Source organism: Micromonospora sp. NPDC023633 (assembly GCF_040640035.1).
GTDB lineage: Bacteria > Actinomycetota > Actinomycetes > Mycobacteriales > Micromonosporaceae > Micromonospora.
Window position 1 is genome coordinate 1 of sequence record NZ_JBFABB010000081.1, and the last position, 16,875, is coordinate 16,875.

General features: G+C 76.3%; 14 protein-coding genes, 1 pseudogene and 1 riboswitch. Of the genes and pseudogenes, 7 read left to right on the forward strand and 8 right to left on the reverse strand.

Features of this window, described 5'->3' with window-relative positions:
- Positions 1-842, reverse strand: a pseudogene (locus AB0G13_RS23075) (peptidase S8); the annotation flags it as partial.
- Between the two features lie 78 nt (positions 843-920).
- On the opposite strand from AB0G13_RS23075, the gene AB0G13_RS23080 reads away from it, so the two are divergent.
- Both AB0G13_RS23080 and AB0G13_RS23085 read left to right on the forward strand, forming a co-directional pair.
- Entirely contained in the window at positions 921-2,738 is a 1,818-nt protein-coding gene (locus AB0G13_RS23080) for a glycerol-3-phosphate dehydrogenase/oxidase (RefSeq protein ID WP_357877695.1), read from the forward strand.
- 90 nt (positions 2,739-2,828) lie between these two features.
- On the forward strand, positions 2,829-3,161 hold the full coding sequence (locus tag AB0G13_RS23085) for a hypothetical protein (protein WP_357877631.1): 333 nt from the start codon (positions 2,829-2,831) through the stop codon (positions 3,159-3,161).
- A gap of 42 nt (positions 3,162-3,203) precedes the next feature.
- Here the strand turns inward: AB0G13_RS23085 and AB0G13_RS23090 are convergent, their stop codons facing one another.
- Complete coding sequence (locus AB0G13_RS23090; protein WP_357877634.1) at positions 3,204-4,604, reverse strand: FAD-linked oxidase C-terminal domain-containing protein; 1,401 nt, start codon at positions 4,602-4,604, stop codon at positions 3,204-3,206.
- A 66-nt stretch (positions 4,605-4,670) separates the two neighbouring features.
- On the opposite strand from AB0G13_RS23090, the gene AB0G13_RS23095 reads away from it, so the two are divergent.
- On the forward strand, positions 4,671-5,129 hold the full coding sequence (locus tag AB0G13_RS23095; protein ID WP_357877637.1) for a DUF4031 domain-containing protein: 459 nt from the start codon (positions 4,671-4,673) through the stop codon (positions 5,127-5,129).
- Here the strand turns inward: AB0G13_RS23095 and AB0G13_RS23100 are convergent.
- Positions 5,126-5,761, reverse strand: a complete 636-nt coding sequence (locus AB0G13_RS23100; RefSeq protein ID WP_357877640.1) for a metal-dependent phosphohydrolase — start codon at positions 5,759-5,761, stop codon at positions 5,126-5,128. The genes AB0G13_RS23095 and AB0G13_RS23100 overlap by 4 nt on opposite strands.
- Positions 5,762-5,835: 74 nt before the next feature.
- Between AB0G13_RS23100 and AB0G13_RS23105 the strand changes: the two genes are divergently transcribed.
- Positions 5,836-7,092 (forward strand): FUSC family protein, encoded by a 1,257-nt coding sequence (locus AB0G13_RS23105; protein WP_357877698.1) that lies wholly within the window; start codon positions 5,836-5,838, stop codon positions 7,090-7,092.
- Positions 7,093-7,112: 20 nt separating this feature from the next.
- Here AB0G13_RS23105 and AB0G13_RS23110 read toward each other — a convergent pair whose 3' ends face one another.
- On the reverse strand, positions 7,113-8,504 hold the full coding sequence (locus AB0G13_RS23110) for a PLP-dependent aminotransferase family protein (RefSeq protein ID WP_357877643.1): 1,392 nt from the start codon (positions 8,502-8,504) through the stop codon (positions 7,113-7,115).
- On the opposite strand from AB0G13_RS23110, the gene AB0G13_RS23115 reads away from it, so the two are divergent.
- Complete coding sequence (locus tag AB0G13_RS23115) at positions 8,503-9,441, forward strand: DMT family transporter (protein ID WP_357877646.1); 939 nt, start codon at positions 8,503-8,505, stop codon at positions 9,439-9,441. The genes AB0G13_RS23110 and AB0G13_RS23115 overlap by 2 nt on opposite strands.
- A 110-nt stretch (positions 9,442-9,551) precedes the next feature.
- Here AB0G13_RS23115 and AB0G13_RS23120 read toward each other — a convergent pair whose 3' ends face one another.
- Positions 9,552-10,847: an aminotransferase class V-fold PLP-dependent enzyme gene (locus AB0G13_RS23120; RefSeq protein ID WP_357877649.1), complete on the reverse strand. Its 1,296-nt coding sequence runs from the start codon at positions 10,845-10,847 to the stop codon at positions 9,552-9,554.
- A gap of 47 nt (positions 10,848-10,894) precedes the next feature.
- Positions 10,895-11,015: riboswitch (SAM riboswitch) on the reverse strand.
- A 22-nt stretch (positions 11,016-11,037) separates the two neighbouring features.
- Here AB0G13_RS23120 and AB0G13_RS23125 point away from each other — a divergent pair.
- Entirely contained in the window at positions 11,038-12,531 is a 1,494-nt protein-coding gene (locus tag AB0G13_RS23125) for a PrsW family intramembrane metalloprotease (protein ID WP_357877652.1), read from the forward strand.
- A 61-nt stretch (positions 12,532-12,592) separates the two neighbouring features.
- On the opposite strand, the gene AB0G13_RS23130 is transcribed toward AB0G13_RS23125, so the two are convergent.
- Together AB0G13_RS23130 and AB0G13_RS23135 are read right to left on the reverse strand one after the other, a co-directional pair.
- Positions 12,593-12,760, reverse strand: a complete 168-nt coding sequence (locus tag AB0G13_RS23130) for a hypothetical protein (RefSeq protein ID WP_357877655.1) — start codon at positions 12,758-12,760, stop codon at positions 12,593-12,595.
- 98 nt (positions 12,761-12,858) lie between these two features.
- Positions 12,859-13,197, reverse strand: a complete 339-nt coding sequence (locus AB0G13_RS23135; RefSeq protein ID WP_357877658.1) for a co-chaperone GroES — start codon at positions 13,195-13,197, stop codon at positions 12,859-12,861.
- A 122-nt stretch (positions 13,198-13,319) separates the two neighbouring features.
- Between AB0G13_RS23135 and AB0G13_RS23140 the strand changes: the two genes are divergently transcribed.
- Complete coding sequence (locus tag AB0G13_RS23140) at positions 13,320-14,654, forward strand: AI-2E family transporter (protein ID WP_357877661.1); 1,335 nt, start codon at positions 13,320-13,322, stop codon at positions 14,652-14,654.
- 129 nt (positions 14,655-14,783) lie between these two features.
- Here the strand turns inward: AB0G13_RS23140 and AB0G13_RS23145 are convergent, their stop codons facing one another.
- Positions 14,784-16,802 (reverse strand): ATP-dependent DNA helicase, encoded by a 2,019-nt coding sequence (locus AB0G13_RS23145; protein WP_357877702.1) that lies wholly within the window; start codon positions 16,800-16,802, stop codon positions 14,784-14,786.
- Between the last annotated feature and the right edge of the window lie 73 nt (positions 16,803-16,875).

A 16,875-nucleotide genomic window follows, 5' to 3' on the forward strand; every position in this document is an offset into this window, starting at 1 on the left:
GGCGCGGCACCCGGGGGGCGGGCCGGGCGGCGGGCCGCCGCGTGCAGGGCCGCCAGCGCGAAGCCGGCCGGCGGCAGGGTCAGCAGCAGGGGGAGTTGGGCCCCGGACTGCCCGACCCCGGCGGCGAGCAGCAGCAGCGCTACCCCGGCGACCAGCCCGCCGACCAGCACCAACCGGGCCGGCCGGGGTGGCTCGCCGACGGTGAAGCGGGACCAGAAGGCGTCATCCAGCAGCGCCCCGGCCAGCACGCCCACCGCGCCGGCGGCGACCCCCGCGAGCACCGTCTCCAGCAGCCCGCCGAGCGCCCCCAGCCAGACCCAGGGCAGCAGCAGCGCCAGCCCGCCGGCCACCCCGAGCAGCGTGGCGGGCGGCGCGGACGCGCGGGGCGCCGCGACGGCCGCGCGCCGGGCCAGCGCCCGCAGGGCGAGGGCGGCCAGGGCGGCCGTGGCGGCCAGCGCGGCGAGGTACGCCTCGTGGTGCACCGGTGGGATCGCCCGGAGCAGCCCCAGCGCGCCGAGCGCGAGCGCTGCCGCCAGCCAGGCCCGGCCGGCGGCACGGACCGCCGCCGAGCGGGGCAGCAGGGCGAGCGCCAGCGCGGGGGCGCCGACCAGCAGCACGGTGAACAGCACCGTCGCCGGCCAGAGCCAGACCACGCGGTCCAGCCCGGAGGCCAGCACGATCTGGTCGGCCAGCCACCCGCCGCTCTGGCCGACCACGACGAGCCCGACCGCCCAGCAGCCGGTAACCGCCGCCGCCACCGCCGCCCAGGGGCTCTGCCGGCCGGGCGCGGCCGGCGGGCGTGGGACGGGCTGACCAGCGGGAAACGGGGGGCCGACCTCCATCCTGCGACAGTACGGCGCGGACGGGCTGTGCCGCCCGCTGGCGGCGACGGTTACCGTGGACGGGTGCGCGACCCCAACGTGTCCCGAACGACGGCCGGCCAGCTCTCCCCCGAGCGCCGGGCCGCCGACCTGCGCCGCCTGCGGGCCGAACGCTTCGACGTGCTGGTCATCGGCGGTGGCGTGACCGGAGCGGGGGCTGCCCTGGACGCCGCCTCGCGAGGGCTGAAGGTGGCTCTGGTGGAGGCGCGCGACTACGCCGCCGGCACCTCCAGCCGCTCCAGCAAGCTCATCCACGGGGGCCTGCGCTACCTGGAGCAGCTGGAGTTCCACCTGGTACACGAGGCGCTGACCGAGCGCGGGCTGCTCGCCACCCGGCTGGCCCCGCACCTGGTCCGGCCGGTGCCCATCCTGGTTCCGCTGCCCGACGGGCAGGGCGTGCGCGGCCTGCCCGCGCGGCTGTTCCGCCGCTCCTACTACGGCGCCGGCGTGGCGGCCTACGACGCCTTCGCCGGGGTCTTCGGCGGTGGGCGCGGCATGCCGCTGCACCGGCACCTGACCCGCGAGGGCGCCCGCCGGGTCTTCCCCAGCCTGCGGGCCGACGCCGTGGCCGGCGCGATCCGCTACTACGACGGTCAGGTCGACGACGCGCGGCTGGTGGTGACCCTGGCCCGCACGGCGGCCAGCCTCGGCGCGTCCGTGGTGACCAGCACCCGGGCGGTCGGGCTGATCCGGCAGGCCCGCGAGGTCACCGGCGTCCGGGTCCGCGACCTGGAGGCGCCCCCCGGCTCCCCGGACGCCGAGTTCGAGGTGCGCGCCCGCACCGTCATCGCCGCCACCGGCGTGTGGAGCGACGACATGTCGCGGATGCTGAACGACGTCGGGCTGCGCCCCGGCATCCGGGTCCGGGCCTCCAAGGGCGTGCACCTGGTGGTGCCCCGCTCGGCGATCACCGGCGAGGCCGGGCTGATCCTGCGTACGGCCACCAGCGTGCTCTTCGTCATCCCCTGGGGCGGGCACTGGATCATCGGCACCACCGACACCGACTGGCGGCTGGACCGGTCCCATCCGGCCGCGTCCGCCCGGGACATCGATTACCTGCTGGACCAGGTCAACACGGTGCTCGACCGGCCGCTCACGACGGCCGACATCGAGGGGGTCTACGCCGGGCTGCGCCCGCTGCTGGCCGGCGAGGCCGACTCCACCTCCAAGCTGTCCCGCGAGCACGCCGTCTTCGAGCCGATGCTCGGTCTGCTGCTGGTGGCCGGCGGCAAGTACACGACGTACCGGGTGATGGCCTCCGACGTGGTCGACCGGGCCGCCCACCGGCTCGGTGCCGTACGCCCTTCCCGCACCGCCGACCTGCCGCTGCTTGGTGCCGACGGTTACCCGGCGATGTGGCGGGACCGGGCGGACCTGGCCCGCCGGCACGGGGTGCCGGTCGGGGTGGTCGAGCACCTGCTGGAGCGCTACGGCACCCTCACCCGCGACCTGCTCGCGCTGATCGACGCGGACCCGCTGCTCGCCTCCCCGCTGGCCGGCGCACCGGAATACCTGGCCGCCGAGGTGACGTACGCGGCCCGGGCCGAGGGGGCGCTGCACCTGGAGGACGTGCTCACCCGGCGGACCCGGATCTCCTTCGAGACGGCGCACCGGGGCCTGGAGTCGGTGGGCCACGCGGCCGAACTGATGGGCGCGGTGCTCGGCTGGGACGAGGCCACCCGGGCCCGCGAGGTGGAGCACTACCGGGCCCGGGTGGAGGCGGAACGCCAGTCCCAGCTGATGCCCGACGACGCCACGGCCGACGCCGCCCGGCTCGGCGCGCCCGACGTGCGGGGCTTCGCGGCGGACCGCGGCGCGGACGACGACCAGGCCGAACTGCCGTCCTCGTCCCGCTGACCGGCCCGGCCCCGAGCCACCCCCTACATCCGCCGCCCGACCCCGGTCAGCGGTTCCGGCCCTCACCTACGGTGGGTTAGGTTCCGGCGCGTGCCCCCCGCTTCCTGGTCGCGTCCGGCCCGGGTGCCCGTCGCCGCCCTGCTGGCCGCCGCGCTCGTCGGCTGCTCGCTGCCCGGAAGCGCCGCCGACGGCCCCGCGCCGGGACCGGCCGGCAGCGGGCTGTCGCAGCCGGGGCCCGGCGACGCGGCGACGGCCGGGAAGGGCGAGGTCAGCCTCCTGCAGAGGGTCGGCACGGACGGCCCGCTGCGCACGCTCGACGTGGAACCGCACGGCAGGTGGGAGTGCGTCGACTGCGCCGGCGACGGCGTGACGTCGACCGGCGTGCTCAACCCGGAACACGTCACCCGGCTCCAGCCGAGATGACCGCCTGACGGACCCGCGCCGCCCGCGCCCGGACCGCGGCGGTCAGAGGACCTTGCCCGGGTTGAGCAGGCCGGCCGGGTCCAGCGCCGCCTTGATCGCCTGGTGCACGCGTACGCCCACGGGGCCGATCTCGCGGGCCAGCCAGTCGCGCTTGAGCAGGCCCACGCCGTGCTCGCCGGTGCAGGTGCCGCCCAGCTCCAGGCCCAGCCGCATGATCTCGTCGAACGCGCGCCGGCCGCGTTCGAGGCTCGCCGGGTCGGCCCGGTCCACCACGATGTTCGGGTGCATGTTGCCGTCCCCGGCGTGACCCACCACGCCGATCGGCACGTCGCACTCCAGCGCGATCCGGGCCACCCCGTCGAGCAGCGCCGCCAACGCGCCGCGGGGCACCGCCACGTCGTCGATGACCAGGCCGCCGTTGCCGCCCGGGTAGGTATCCGCCGCGAACTTCTCCATCGCCGGGTGCGCGAGCCGGCGGGCCTGCAACAGGGCCGCCGCCTCCACGGCGTCGGTGGCCGCGTAGACCTCGTCGGCGCCGGCCGCCTCGCAGACCGCGGCCAGGCCGGCCAGGTCGTCGGCCGCGCGGGAGCCGGTGTCGGCGGAGGCCAGCAGCAGCGCCTGCGCGTCCGTCCGCAGCCCCATCGGCCGGTACGCCTCGATCGCCCGCAGGTGCGTCCGGTCGAGCAGCTCCAGCAGGCTGGGGGAGAGCCCTCGGGCGGCGATGTCGGCGACGGCCGCGCCGGCGGCGGCGGTGGACGGGAAGACCGCCACCATCGTCAGCGACTGCGCCGGGGCGGGCCGCAGCGCCACGGTCACCTCGGTGATCACGCCGAGGGTGCCCTCGGAGCCGACGAAGAGCCGGGTGAGGTCGTACCCGGCCACGCCCTTGGCGGTGCGCCGGCCGGTGCGCAGCACCTCGCCGGAGGCGAGCACCACCTCCAGGCCCAGCACGTACTCGGTGGTGACCCCGTACTTGACGCAGCACATGCCGCCGGCGTTGGTGGCGACGTTCCCGCCGATCGTGGACGACTCCCACGAGCCCGGGTCGGGCGGGTACCAGAGCCCCTGCTCGGCCACGGCGGCGGCGAGCGTCGCGTTGACCACGCCGGGCTGCACCACGGCGATCCGGCTCACCGGGTCGATCTCCAGTACGGCGTCCATCGCGACGGTGCTCAGCACCATCGCGCCGTCGACGGCGTTGGCCGCGCCGGCCAGCCCCGTGCGCGCCCCCTGCGGCACCACCGGTACGCCGTGCCGCGCGGCGGCCCGTAGCGCGGCGGCCACCTGTCCGGTGGTGCGGGGACGGACCACGACCAGGGGCGTGCCGGCGGCACAGAGGTCGGCCTCGTCCCGCTCGTGCATCCGCAGCAGGTCCGGGTCGGTCAGCACGGCGTCGTCGCCGAGCGCCGCCCGCAGGTCGTCGAGGAGGGGGGATCCGGCCATGTCGCCGAGGCTACGGTCGGTCCCGCGCGATCACCAACCGGCCTCGGGCGGGGTAGTTTGGCCGACATGCTCTACCTGGACCGGCCCGCCTGGCCCTGGCGGGGGCGGCTCTGGTCCCACCTGATCAGCGACGTCTCCCCGGCCGAGCTGCACGCCTTCGCCGAGGCGCTGGGCGTGCCCCGCCGGGGGTTCGACCGGGACCACTACGACATTCCCGCCGAGCGGTTCGCCATGGCGGTCTGGCTGGGCGCCCGGGTGGTGCCGAGCCGGGAGCTGGTGCGCCTGCTCCGGCAGGCCGGGCTGCGCCGCCCCAAGCACCTGGCCCGCCCCCGCCCCGAACCACCCCCCACCCCCACCCCCGTCGCCCTCCCCACCCCGCCCCTCGCACCCTGCGTCGATCATGCAGTTGTGGTGCCCCGCAAAAGCCACGAAGGGGCGCTTCTTGCCCGCCACAACTCCATGATCGACGCGGGAGGGCGGGAGGGCGCGAGGGCGCGGGAGGGCGGAGGGCGGGGCGGGGGTTAGTGGAGGGTGGATAGTTCGCGGGTCAGGTTGGCTCGGGCCTGGGACTCCCAGCGGCGTGCTAGCGGCGGCAGGCGGAACAGCGCCGGCAGGGCGAGCAGACCGGCGAGCACCCGGGCGCGGCCGGCCCGGAAGGCCGGCTCGGGCACGTGTGCGTACTCCCGGCGGATCGCCGCGGCGTAGCGGTCGTACGCCTCAGGCGGTGTCGCCAGGACGGCGAGGTCGGCGTCGCAGAGCAGCGCGCCGTCGGCGTCGCCCGGCTCCACGGCGTGCCCGGCGGTGAGCAGCACCAGCCGGCGCACCTCGGCCACGGCGTCGGCCGGCAGGCCCGCCCGGGTGAGCAGCGTGCCGGCGAGCGCCGCGCTGTCGTGCTCGTTGGCGTCGCCCCCGGCGCGCGGGTCGTAGACCGCGTCGTGGCACCAGGCCGCGAGGCGCACCAGGTCCGGCCGACCGGCCGCCGGCGCGTGGGCGTCGACCACGTCGAGGACGGCCGCCAGATGGTCGGCGTCGTGGTAGTGCCGGTGCGGCTCCCGCCAGCGGCTCAGCAGGTCCTCACCGACCCGGGTCAGCTCCGCCACGTCGGTCACTCCGGCGCCCCGGGCCGCGGCCCGCCACCGGTCGAGAAGGTCGACCACCCGGCCGAGTCTGCCGTACCGCCGGCCGCGCCGAGGATTCACCCGGCGCGGCACGGGTAGTCCCCGCCATGGCCGTGGCCCGGGACCGTCGACCCTCACTGGTGCGACGCGCCATCCTGCGTGACCGGGCGGGGGACGTCGACGGGGCCCGGATCGCCGAGGCGGTGGAGCAGCTGCGCCACCGCGGCAAGACCACCCTGCACGACCGCCTGCACCGGCTGCGGATGGCGATGGGCCTCGCCGTGCAGGCCGGCCTCGCCGCCGGACTGTCCTGGCTGGCGGCGCACGAGCTGCTCGGCAACCCGCAGCCGGTCTTCGCGCCGATCTCCGCGGTCGGCACCCTCGCCGCCTCGGTCGGCCAACGGTTCCGCCGCACGGTGGAGCTGATCGTCGGGGTGGCGATCGGGGTCGCCGTCGGCGACTTCCTCATCTACCTGCTCGGCACCGGAGCCTGGCAGCTCGGCCTGGTGGTCACCCTCGCCATCGTGCTGACCATCTTCGCGGGCGCCAGCGTGGCCATCGTCATCCAGGCGGCGGCCACGGCGGTGCTGATCGTCACGCTCAGCCCGTCGACCGAGAACCTGGAGATCCCCCGGTTCATCGACGCGTTCATCGGCGGCGGCATCGCGCTGCTGGTCACCGCGATCCTGCTGCCACTCAACCCGCTGCGGGTCATCAACCGCGCCGCCCGGCCCGCCCTGGACCTGCTCGCCGCCCAGCTCGACGTCACGGCGAACGCCCTGCGGGAACGGGACCGGGACAAGGCCCAACGGGCACTGGACCGGCTCCGCAACAACCAGGAGGAGCTGACCGCCTTCACCGAGGCCATCGAGGGGGCGAAGGAGACCGCCATGCTCTCGCCGGTGCGGTGGCACCGGCGGGACGAACTCACCCACTACGCCGAGGCCGCCGGCCCGATCGACCGGGCGATGCGCAACGCCGGCACCCTGACCCGGCGCGCGGTGACCCTGATCGAGGACGAGGAGCCCATCCCGGAGACGATGCCCGACGCGGTGGCCCACCTCGCCGAGTCGGTGCGCCTGCTCAAGCACGAGTTCGCCGTCGGCGACGAGCCGGAGCAGTCCCGGGAGCGGGCGCTGCGGGCGGTCAGCGAGGCCGGCCGGGCGTACGCCGAGGGGGTCGGCTTCTCCGGCAGCGTGGTGGTCGCGCAGGTACGGACCACCGCCAGCGACCTGATGGTGGCCTCCGGCGTCACCCAGGAGGAGGCGAACCGCGGGGTCCGGCAGTCCTTCGGCGACCAGGACCGGCCGCGCGGTCAGGGTGAGCGGGAGGGCGTCCCGAAGCCGCCCGCCGCCCCGCCGGTCGGCTGACCGCACATCCGTCGACCCGCTCAGGCCCGCAGGGCGCGGGCGAGGCGGTGGACGGCCTCGTCCATGAGGTCGGGTGGGGCGGCGGCGTAGGTGAGGCGTAGGTGGGGGGCCGGGGGTTCGGCGGCGTACCAGGGGCGGCCGGGGAAGACGATGACGCCCTCGGCGGCCGCGGCGGCGGTCAGCGCGACGTCGTCGGTGCCCTCCGGCAGGCGGGCCCAGAGGTGCAGGCCGCCGCGCGGGACCGGCTGCCGGGCGAGCTCGGGGAGGTGCCGGCGGAGCGCGGTCAGCAGCGCCTCGCGGCGGGTCCGCAGCGCGGTGCGCAGGGCGCGGCGGTGCCGCGTCCAGGCCGGGGCGGTGACGAACTCGAGCGTGGCCTGTTGCAGTGGGCCGGCGACGAAGAAGTCGTCGAGCAGCCGGGCCGCCCGCAGCCGGGCGCCGGCCGGGCCGCGGGCGCCGATGGCGGCGACGCGCAGCCCGGGAGCGGTCGACTTGGTCAGCGAACGCAGGTAGACGACGTGCCCGTCGGGGTCGTCGGCGGCCAGCGGTGGCGGGGCCTGGCCGTCGATGGTGAGGTCGCGGGCGTAGTCGTCCTCGATCAGGAACGCCCCGGCGTCGCGTACGGCCTCGGCGACCTGGGCCCGGCGGTGGCCCGCCAGTGTCGCGCCGTGCGGGTTGGCGTACAGCGGCTGGCAGTAGAACAGCCGGGCGCCGGTGCGGGCGAACGCGGCGGCGAGCTGGTCGGGCCGGACGCCGTCGGCGTCGGCGGGCACGGGCACCACCCGGAGGCCGGCTGCCCGGGCGGCGGCCAGGGCTCCCAGGTAGGTCGGCGACTCGACGAGCAGGGTGTCGCCGGGCGTGGCGAGCGCCCGCAGCGCGGACGACAGCGCGGCCTGTCCGCCCGGGCAGATCACCATGTCCTCGGCGCGCAGCCCGGCCCCGGCCTCGCGGGCGAACCAGGCGCGCAGGTCCTCGCGCCCCTCGGCCGGCCCGCGCTGCCAGGACGCGGGCTGCCGGGCGGCGCGGGTGAGCGCGGCACCAAGCGCGGCGGCGGGTTGCAGATCCGCGTCCAGGTAGCCGCCGGAGAGTGGGATCGCTCCGGCGGGCGGTAACGCGAGTAGCGCCTGCATCTCGTCCTCGCCCGGCCGGCGGGGGCCGAGCGCCACGGTCTGCCACGACAGGTCGGGCACCCGCCACTCGCGCGGCGGGGCGGCCACGAAGGTGCCCCTGCCGGAGCGCGTCTCGACGAGCCCCTGGGCCACCAGCTGCCGGATGGCCTCGGCGACGGTGACCGGCGAGGCCTGGTGCCGGGCGGTCAGCTCGCGCACCGAGGGCAGCCGCGTGCCGGGATCCGCGCCGGCCGCGAGCCCACGCAGATCTTGGATGACGCGGTCGGCTGCGTTACCGTCATTCATGAACGGCAACAGTAGCGCTACTGCCAGGACCACGGTAACGGCGGACCGGACGATCGGTCTCGCCCTCGGCGCGCTGGGCGTGCTCGCCTTCAGCATGTCGCTGCCCGCCACCCGCGTCGCCGTGCAGCAGCCCGACCCGTGGTTCGTCGCCTTCGGTCGGGCCGTCGGCGCGGGGCTGCTGGCCTGGGCGTACCTGCGATTCACCGGCGCACCGCGGCCCACCCGCGGTCAGTGGCGGCGGCTGACGATCGTCGCCCTGGGCGTCGTCGTCGGATTCCCGCTGTTCACCTCGCTGGCGCTCATCACCCAGACCTCCGCGCACGGCGCGGTCGTCATCACCGTGCTGCCCGCCATGACCGCCGTGTTCGCGGTGCTGCGGGCCGGCGAGCGACCGCCGCCGCTGTTCTGGGTCGCGAGCGCCGGCGGACTGCTGGCGGTGCTCGCCTTCCTCGGCACCAGCGGCGCGGTGCGCGGTGCGCTCTCCCCGCCCGACCTGTTCCTGCTCGCGGCGGTGGTGCTCTGCGGCCTGGGGTACGCCGAGGGCGGCGCGCTCGCCCGCGAGCTGGGCGGCGCCCGGACGATCTGCTGGGCGTTGCTGCTCTCGCTGCCGGTCACCGTCCCCGTCACGGTCGTCGCCGCCGTGGCCGCTCCTCCGCACGCCGACGCCGTCGCCTGGTCGGCGTTCGGTTACCTCACCCTGGTCTCCATGTTCCTCGGCTTCTTCGCCTGGTACGCGGGCCTGGCCCGGGGCGGCATCGCGCAGGTCGGCCAGATCCAGCTCGCGCAGCCGGTGCTCACCCTGGTCTGGTCGGCGCTGCTGCTCGGCGAGAGCGTCACCCCCGCCTCGATCGCGGCGGCGCTGGCGGTGCTGGCGTGCGTCGTGCTGATCCAGCGCACCCGCGCGAGCGCGCCGGCGCCCGTGGTGGAAGGGACCTGACGGGTACGGGTCCGCGGTGCCGGTGCGGGCGGCGACCCGGCGTGGCGCCCCTGGTGCCGCCAGCGTCGGCTGCGCCCGCCGGCCCGGCCGGCGGGCGCTCCCCGGGCCTGTCAGGCCAGTGCGGCGAGGGCGGCGAGCAGCCGGTCGACGTGCCCGGTCGTGCTGCCCAGGCCGATGCTGGCGCGCAGGGCGGTCGGCGGCAGGTCCCGCCGGCCGCTGCGGGCGGCCGCCTCGCCGAGCAGCCGCCGGGCCAGCGGGTGGGCGCAGAAGAGGCCGTCGCGCACCCCGATGTCGTACGTCGCGGCCAGTTCCGCCGCGACCTCCGCCGAGTCCCGGCCGGCCACCACGAACGACACGATGCCCACCCGGGGCGCCGCCGGCCCGAACGTGCGCAGCTCCAGCACGTGCGGCAGGGCCGCGATGCCCTCGCGCAGCCGGGTCAGCAGGGCCTGTTCGGCGTCGTGCAGGGCGACCCGGTCGGCGTCGGCCAGGGCGGCGCAGACCGCCGCCAGGGCGACCGCGCCGAGCAGGTTCGGCGTGCCCGCCTCGTGCCGTGCCGGGCCGGGCGCCCACCGTACGTCGTGGGTGGCCGCACCGACGTGGCTGGTGGCGCCCCCACCGGCCAGGTACGGCGGCGCGGCGTCCAGCCAGTCCGCCCGCCCGACGAGCACCCCCGCGCCGAACGGCGCGTACAGCTTGTGGCCGGAGACGGCGAGGTAGTCGACGTCGAGGGCGGCGACGTCCACCGGGGCGTGCGGGGCGAGCTGCGCGGCGTCCACCGCGATCCGGGCCCCGTGCCGCCGGGCCACCCGGGCCAGCTCGGCCACCGGCCAGCGCTCGCCGGTCACGTTGCTCGCGGCGGTCACCGCGACCAGCACGGGCGGGCCGTGCCCGGCGCCGGGGCGCGCGGGCCCCGACCCGCCCCTCGCGTCCGGCCTGCGCAGCTCGCCGAGCGCCGCGTCCAGCGCGCGGACCGCCCCGGCGGGGTTCCCGGGCACCGGCAGCCGGACCGAGCCGCGCGGCCAGGGCAGCAGGTTGGCGTGGTGCTCGCCGCCGAAGGTGACCACCGTGGTGCCGGCGGGCAGCGCCCGGGCCAGCAGGTTCAGCGCGTCGGTGGTGTTGCGGGTGAAGACCACGTGGTCGTCGGCGCGGGCGCCGAGGAAGTCGCCGACCGTCTGCCGGGCGCGTTCGTAGGCGAGGGTGCAGCGCCGCGACAGCGCGCCCGCGCCGCGGTGCACGCTGGCGTACCAGGGAAGCAGCTCGGCCACCGCGTCGGCGGCGACCCGCGCGCAGGGCGCGGTGGCCGCGTAGTCCAGGTTGACCTGGCCGGGCACGCCGAGCACGTCGAGCGGCGCGGCGACGGCGGGTGGCTGCGGCGCGGGCGGGGGTACGAGGGTGACGGTCATGGCCGACCTCCGGGTCCAGGGGACCCCGGGTGGGCACACACGGGCGGGGTCCGCGCTTGCCCGGCACGCGGATCGGGCCGGGCCCGGTCATCACCCGGGGCACCCCACCGCGAACTCGACGAGGGTTGCCGGCCAGCAAGCCGGGGCTTGACGCTGGCGCTCGTGACCTGCCGGCAGCATAGCGGGGTGAATGCGGCCGGACCAGCCGGCCGGGGATGGCTACGCTGACCGCATGGCCGACACCCCGCCCGGCGCACCCCTGCCGCCGTCGCCGACCGCGCCCGCCGTCCCGCCGCCGGCTGGGGCCGGGCCCCGGATGCCGTTGCGTCGGCTGGGTTGGCGCCGGTTCCTGGTGCTGGCCGGGACCGTCCTGTTCATCGCGGCGTGCGCGGTGTTCATGGTCTTCACCCTGGGCGAGAACCTCGGCGTCGAGGCCCTGCTGATCGGCGTGGTCGCCGCGATCCTCCCGGTTCCGGTGCTGGTGGGCTGTTTCCTCTGGCTGGACCGCTACGAACCGGAGCCCTTGAAGTACCTGATCTTCTGCTTCGCCTGGGGCGCGTTCGTCTCCACCGCCGCCTCGCTGACCGTCAACGAGTTCTCCGCCGGGCTGTTCGAGGACCGGGGGCTGCCGACCGCGCTGACCGCGGTGCTGGTCGCGCCGTTCATCGAGGAGCTGACCAAGGCCCTCGGGCCGATCCTGCTGCTGATCTTCCGTCGCCGTGAGATCTCCGGGATCACCGACGCCCTGGTCTACTGCGGGCTCTCCGCGATCGGGTTCGCCATGGTGGAGAACATCCTCTACCTGGGCGGCTACGGCTACGCCACCGGCGTGGAGCGGTACGGGCCGGCGACCGGCACGCAGCAGGTCATCGCCATCTTCATCGTCCGGATCCTGCTCTTCGGCTTCGCCCACCCGCTCTTCACCTCCATGACCGGGGTCGGGCTGGGCATCGCCGCGCGCGCCGCCAGCAGGGGCGTCCGGGTGCTCGCGCCGCTCGCCGGCCTGCTCCTGGCGATGATGCTGCACGGGCTCTGGAACCTGCTGCCGACGCTCACCCAGGCCACCGGCCAAATGTTGATCATGCTGTACGGCTTCATCGGCGTGATGGTGCCGGTCTTCTTCGGCATGGTCGGGCTCGCCGTCTGGCTCCGGGCCTGGGAGGGGCGGCTCACCGAGCGGACCCTGCCCGACTACGTCCGGGCGGGCTGGCTCACCCCGCCGGAGGTGGCGGCGTTGAGCAGCCTGGGACGGCGGCACGCGGCCCGGGTGTGGGCCAAGCGGGTGGCCGGCGACGGCGGGCTGAGGGCGATGCGCGGCTACCAGTTCGCGGCGACCCGGCTGGCGCTGCTGCGCGACGGCGCGCTGCGCGGCCTGGACCGACGCCCGGCGGACCGGGAACGGACCGCGCGGGAGGAACGGGAGTTGCTGGAGGCGATCGGCGCGTACCGGTCGTTCTTCGTGGGCCGGGACCCGCAGGCGCCGGCCGGGATCTGGGACGGGCACCGCTACCACCTGCGCTTCCCGGACGGCACGCAGCGGTCGGTCGAGGCGCCGGACGAGCCCGTCGTGCCGATCCCGGTGGTGCTCGTCCCAGCGCCGCCCCCGGCGCACCCGGCCGGCTTCGGCCCGCCCGGGTGGTACGGCCAGCCACCGCCGGCGCCGTGGCCCCCCGGCCACCCCTGACGCGTACGCCCGGCCACCCTGACCGGGACCGGGGCCGCCTCGTGAGGTCGGCCCCGGTCCGTCAGGTCATCAGGCTGGTGAGGAAGTCACCGAGGCCCTGCGCCATCGCCATCAGCCCCGCCCCGATCGCCTTGAACATCTCCGCCGCGCCATCCGGCCGGAAGGCCATGAAGTAAATCAGGAACGCGACGCTCCCCCAGATCAAGAGCTTCTTCACGAATACCGGCATCGTCCCTCCCCAGGGCCGGTGGTGCGGCTGGCTTCCCGGCCGGGGGCGACGCAAACGGCACCGACGCCCTCATCCGGGCGGGGCGGAGCGGGGTGGGCTCAGAGGTAGAGGCCGGTGGAGTCGTTCTCCACCCGCTCGGCGGCCACGGCGTGCACGTCGCGCTCGCGCAGCAGCACGTACCCGCGGCCGTGCAGCTCGACCTCGGAGCGGTCGTCGGGGTCGAAGAGGACCCGGTCGCCCGAGACGATGACGCGCACGTTCGGCCCCACCCCCACGGCGGTGGCCCAGGCGAGGCGCTTGCCCACGGCGGCGGTCGCCGGGATCACGATGCCGGCGGTCGAGCGTCGCTCACCCTCGCTCCCTTCCATCCGCACCAGCACCCGGTCGTGCAGCAGGCGGATCGGCAGGCCGGAGTCGAGATTCTGGTCGGCGGTCACGCCGGAAACGCTACCGTGTCCCGGTCGGCGGGCCGTGGGCGGTTACGCGCCGGGGGCCGAGGGCAATGTGTGGCGGACCTGCCCTACGGTGGCGTCGTCGGACATGTCCTGTCCGCCCACCGGTGTGGGCGGGCCGGTTCTCTTGCCAGGAGGTGCGCTTGAGCCGCTTCGAGCAGATACGCGGACGGCTCCGTCGCGCGTACGAGTCGGGCCGGGAGTCGGTGCGCGCCCGCCGCGCGGACCCGGCCGACGACCCCGAACCGGCCGGCGTGGCCTCGCCGACGTCCCCGGGGCCGGCGGCGGCCCCGTCCGCGACCGTGGTCGGCGCCCCGCCGCCCGGGGCGATGCACAACTCCACCGCCAGCCGCGACGACGCGGACGTGCCGCACGCGTTGCGGATCGCCGCCGCGTGGTCCTGGCGGCTGATCGTGATCGGCGTCGTCGCCTGGGCGCTGCTGAAGATCGTCGGCACCGTCCGGATCGTGGTCATCCCGCTGGCCGTCGCGCTGCTGCTCTCGGCGCTGCTCGCGCCGGCGGTCGGCTGGCTGCTGCGGGCCCGCTTCCCCCGCTCCCTGGCGACGGCGGTGGTGCTGGTCGGCGGCCTGGCCGGGGTCATCGGCACGCTGACCCTGGTGGTGAACGAGTTCATCCAGGGCGTGCCGGAGCTGAGCAAGAAGTCCTCGGAGGGCGTCCGGCAGATCCAGGACTGGCTGAAGACCGGCCCGCTGCACCTCTCCGACGGCCAGCTCGACAACTACATCAACGAGGGCCAGAAGTGGGTCAACAACAACACCGAGAAGTTCACCAGCGGCGCCCTCTCCACGGCCGCCACGCTGGCTGAGGTGTTGACCGGCACGCTGCTGGTGCTCTTCGCCACCTTCTTCTTCCTGCGGGACGGCAACAAGATCTGGCGCTTCCTGGTCCGGCTGCTGCCGGTGGCCGCCCGCTGGAAGGTCGACGACGCCGGGCGGGCGTCGTGGGCGACCCTGGTCGCCTACGTACGGGCGACCGTGCTGGTCGCCTTCATCGACGCGGTCGGCATCGGCGTCTTCCTGGTCATCTTCGACATCCCGTTCGCCTTCCCGCTCGCCGCGCTGGTCTTCCTCGGGGCGTTCATCCCGATCGTCGGGGCGACCCTGTCGGGCGTCGTCGCGGTCCTCGTCGCGCTGGTCGACAGCGGCCCGGTGACGGCGCTGATCATCCTCGGCGCGGTGATCGGGGTGCAGCAGGTGGAGGGGCACCTCCTCCAGCCGCTGATCATGGGCCGGGCGGTGGCCATCCACCCGCTCGCGGTCATCATCGGCATTGCGGCCGGCGTGGTCCTCGCCGGGATCACCGGCGCGCTGGTCTCGGTGCCGCTGATCGCGGTGCTCAACACGGCCGTCCGCCGGCTCGCCGCCCGCACCGTTCCGGACACCCCGCCCGACGCCGTCGTCGTGGCCTCCCAGGCGCCCTGACCCGACCGCGCGGCCACGATCCCGCGCAGCCGCACCGAACGGGTGGCCTCCCGAGCCCGGGGAGGCCACCCGTTCGGCGTGTGGATCCCGGGCCTGCCGGGTCCGGGCCGACGCGGCGGCCAGGCGCGGTCAGGTCTTGGCGAGGCGTTCGAGGGCGCCGCGGGCGACCTCCGGCCGGGTGGTGTACCAGAACGGCGGGAGCGACCGGCGCAGGAACGGCCCGTAGCCCCGGGCGGTCTCCAGGCGCGAGTCGAGCACCGCCACCACGCCCTTGTCGCCCGTCGACCGGATCAACCGCCCCACCCCCTGGGCCAGCCGGATCGCGGCGATCGGCACGCTGACCGCCGCGAAACCCGACCCGCCGCCGGCGTCCACCGCCGCGGCCCGCGCCGCCGCCAGCGGCTCGTCCGGCCGGGGGAAGGGCAGCCGGTCGATGACCACCAGCTGGCAGGAGTCGCCCGGCACGTCGACCCCCTGCCAGAGCGACATCACCCCGAACAGGCAGCTGGACTTCTCCTCCCGGAACCGGCGTACCAGCAGCGGAAGAGCCTCCTCGCCCTGGAGCAGGACCGGCAGGTCGGTCCGCGCGCGCAGCAGCTCCGCCGCCTGCTGTGCGGCCCGTCGGGAGGAGAAGAGGCCGAGCGTACGCCCGCCGAGCGCGGTGACCAGCGTGAGCAGCTCCTCGCCGGCCGCGTCGGGCAGCCCGGAGACGCTGGGCCGGGGCAGGTGCGCGGCGACGTACAGGATGCCCTGCCGTCCGTAGTCGAACGGCGAGCCGACGTCGAGGGAGCGCCACCCCGGCCCCGAGGTCGCCGGCGCCCCCGCCGTGCCGGTCGCCGGGGTGGCCCCGGCCGCTCCGGTGTCCGCCGGCCCCGTGCCGCCGGTGCGCCCGGCGGACCGGGCGGCCAGGGCGGCGGCGGCCGGTGACGGCGGGTCGGCCGGGGGCGCCTCCAGGCCCAGCGCCCGGGCCACCGTGTCGAACCGGCCGCCCAGCGTCAGCGTCGCCGAGGTGGCGACCACCGTGCGCTCCTCGTACAGGTGGGTGGCGAGCGTGCCGGCGACCGAGAGCGGCGCGACCACCAGCGCCCGGCGGCCGGTGTTGTCGTTCTTCTCCACCCAGGCGACGTCGTGGTCGGCCTCCTCCAGCAGCCGCTGCGCGGTCGCGGAGAGCTCGTCGAGCACCGCCTTGGCCTGCTGCTTGCGCACCGGGTCCGGGTCGTCGGACTTGACCTCGCCGATCGCGTCGAGCGCCGCCCGGGTGGCCGCGTCGAGCAGGGTGCACGCCTCGCGCAGCGGGGCCGGCAGCCCCGAGGTGATCCGCCCGGCCGGCGCCTCGGCCAGCCCGACCGCCAGGGCGTCGCCGGCCGCGGTGAGCGACTCGGCGGTCTCCGGCCGCAGCAGCGGGCGGGCCCGCTTCGCGGAGCGGTCGATCAGCTCCGGCACCAGCTCGGCCTGGGCCGCCGAGGAGACCCGGTCGGCCAGCTCGTGCGCCTCGTCGACGATGAGCAGCTTGTGCGGCGGCACGATGTGCCGGCCGGCGAGCATGTCCACCGCGAGCAGGCTGTGGTTGGTGACCACGATGTCGGCCTCCCGGGCCCGGGCCCGGGAGGCCTCGGCGAAGCACTCCGCGCCGAACGGGCAGCGGGACGCGCCCACGCACTCCCGGGCCGGCATGGAGACCAGCCGCCAGGCCTGGTCGTCGACGCCGGGGTCCAGCTCGTCCCGGTCGCCGGTGTCGGTCTTCTCCGCCCAGTCGCGCAGCCGCTGGACCTGCTTGCCGAGCCGCCCCGCCTCGCCGAGCCACCTGGTGCCGCCGCCGGGGCGCGCGGCCGGGGCGTCGAAGAGCGTGTCCTCCGGCTCGTCCTCGGTGGAGTTGTCCAGCCGGGCGAGGCAGAGGTAGTGGTGCCGCCCCTTCAGCACCGCGAAGGTGGGCCGCCGGCCGAGCACCGGCTCCACGGCGTCGGCGAGCCGGGGAAGGTCGTGGTCGACCAGTTGGGACTGCAACGCCAGGGTGGCCGTGGAGACCACCACCGGACCGTCCACTGTCAGCGCGGGCGTCAGGTAGGCCAGCGACTTGCCGGTGCCCGTGCCGGCCTGCACCAGCAGGTGCTCCCGCGCCTGCACGCACTCCTCGATGGCGGTCGCCATCTGCTGCTGGCCGGGACGCGCCGCCCCGCCCGGCACCGCGCCGACCGCGGCGGCGAGCAGCTCCACCCCGCTC

Excerpts from the sequence above, each read along its gene's own strand:
- AB0G13_RS23090 (WP_357877634.1), bottom strand. The coding sequence starts at position 4,604 with ATGGCCGGATCCCCCCTCCTCGACGACCTGCGGGCGGCGCTCGGCGAC.
- AB0G13_RS23095 (WP_357877637.1), top strand. The coding sequence starts at position 4,671 with ATGCTCTACCTGGACCGGCCCGCCTGGCCCTGGCGGGGGCGGCTCTGG.
- AB0G13_RS23115 (WP_357877646.1), top strand. The coding sequence starts at position 8,503 with ATGAACGGCAACAGTAGCGCTACTGCCAGGACCACGGTAACGGCGGAC.
- AB0G13_RS23110 (WP_357877643.1), bottom strand. The coding sequence starts at position 8,504 with ATGAATGACGGTAACGCAGCCGACCGCGTCATCCAAGATCTGCGTGGG.
- AB0G13_RS23120 (WP_357877649.1), bottom strand. The coding sequence starts at position 10,847 with ATGACCGTCACCCTCGTACCCCCGCCCGCGCCGCAGCCACCCGCCGTC.
- AB0G13_RS23125 (WP_357877652.1), top strand. The coding sequence starts at position 11,038 with ATGCGGCCGGACCAGCCGGCCGGGGATGGCTACGCTGACCGCATGGCC.
- AB0G13_RS23130 (WP_357877655.1), bottom strand. The coding sequence starts at position 12,760 with ATGCCGGTATTCGTGAAGAAGCTCTTGATCTGGGGGAGCGTCGCGTTC.
- AB0G13_RS23145 (WP_357877702.1), bottom strand. The coding sequence starts at position 16,802 with ATGGCGACCGCCATCGAGGAGTGCGTGCAGGCGCGGGAGCACCTGCTG.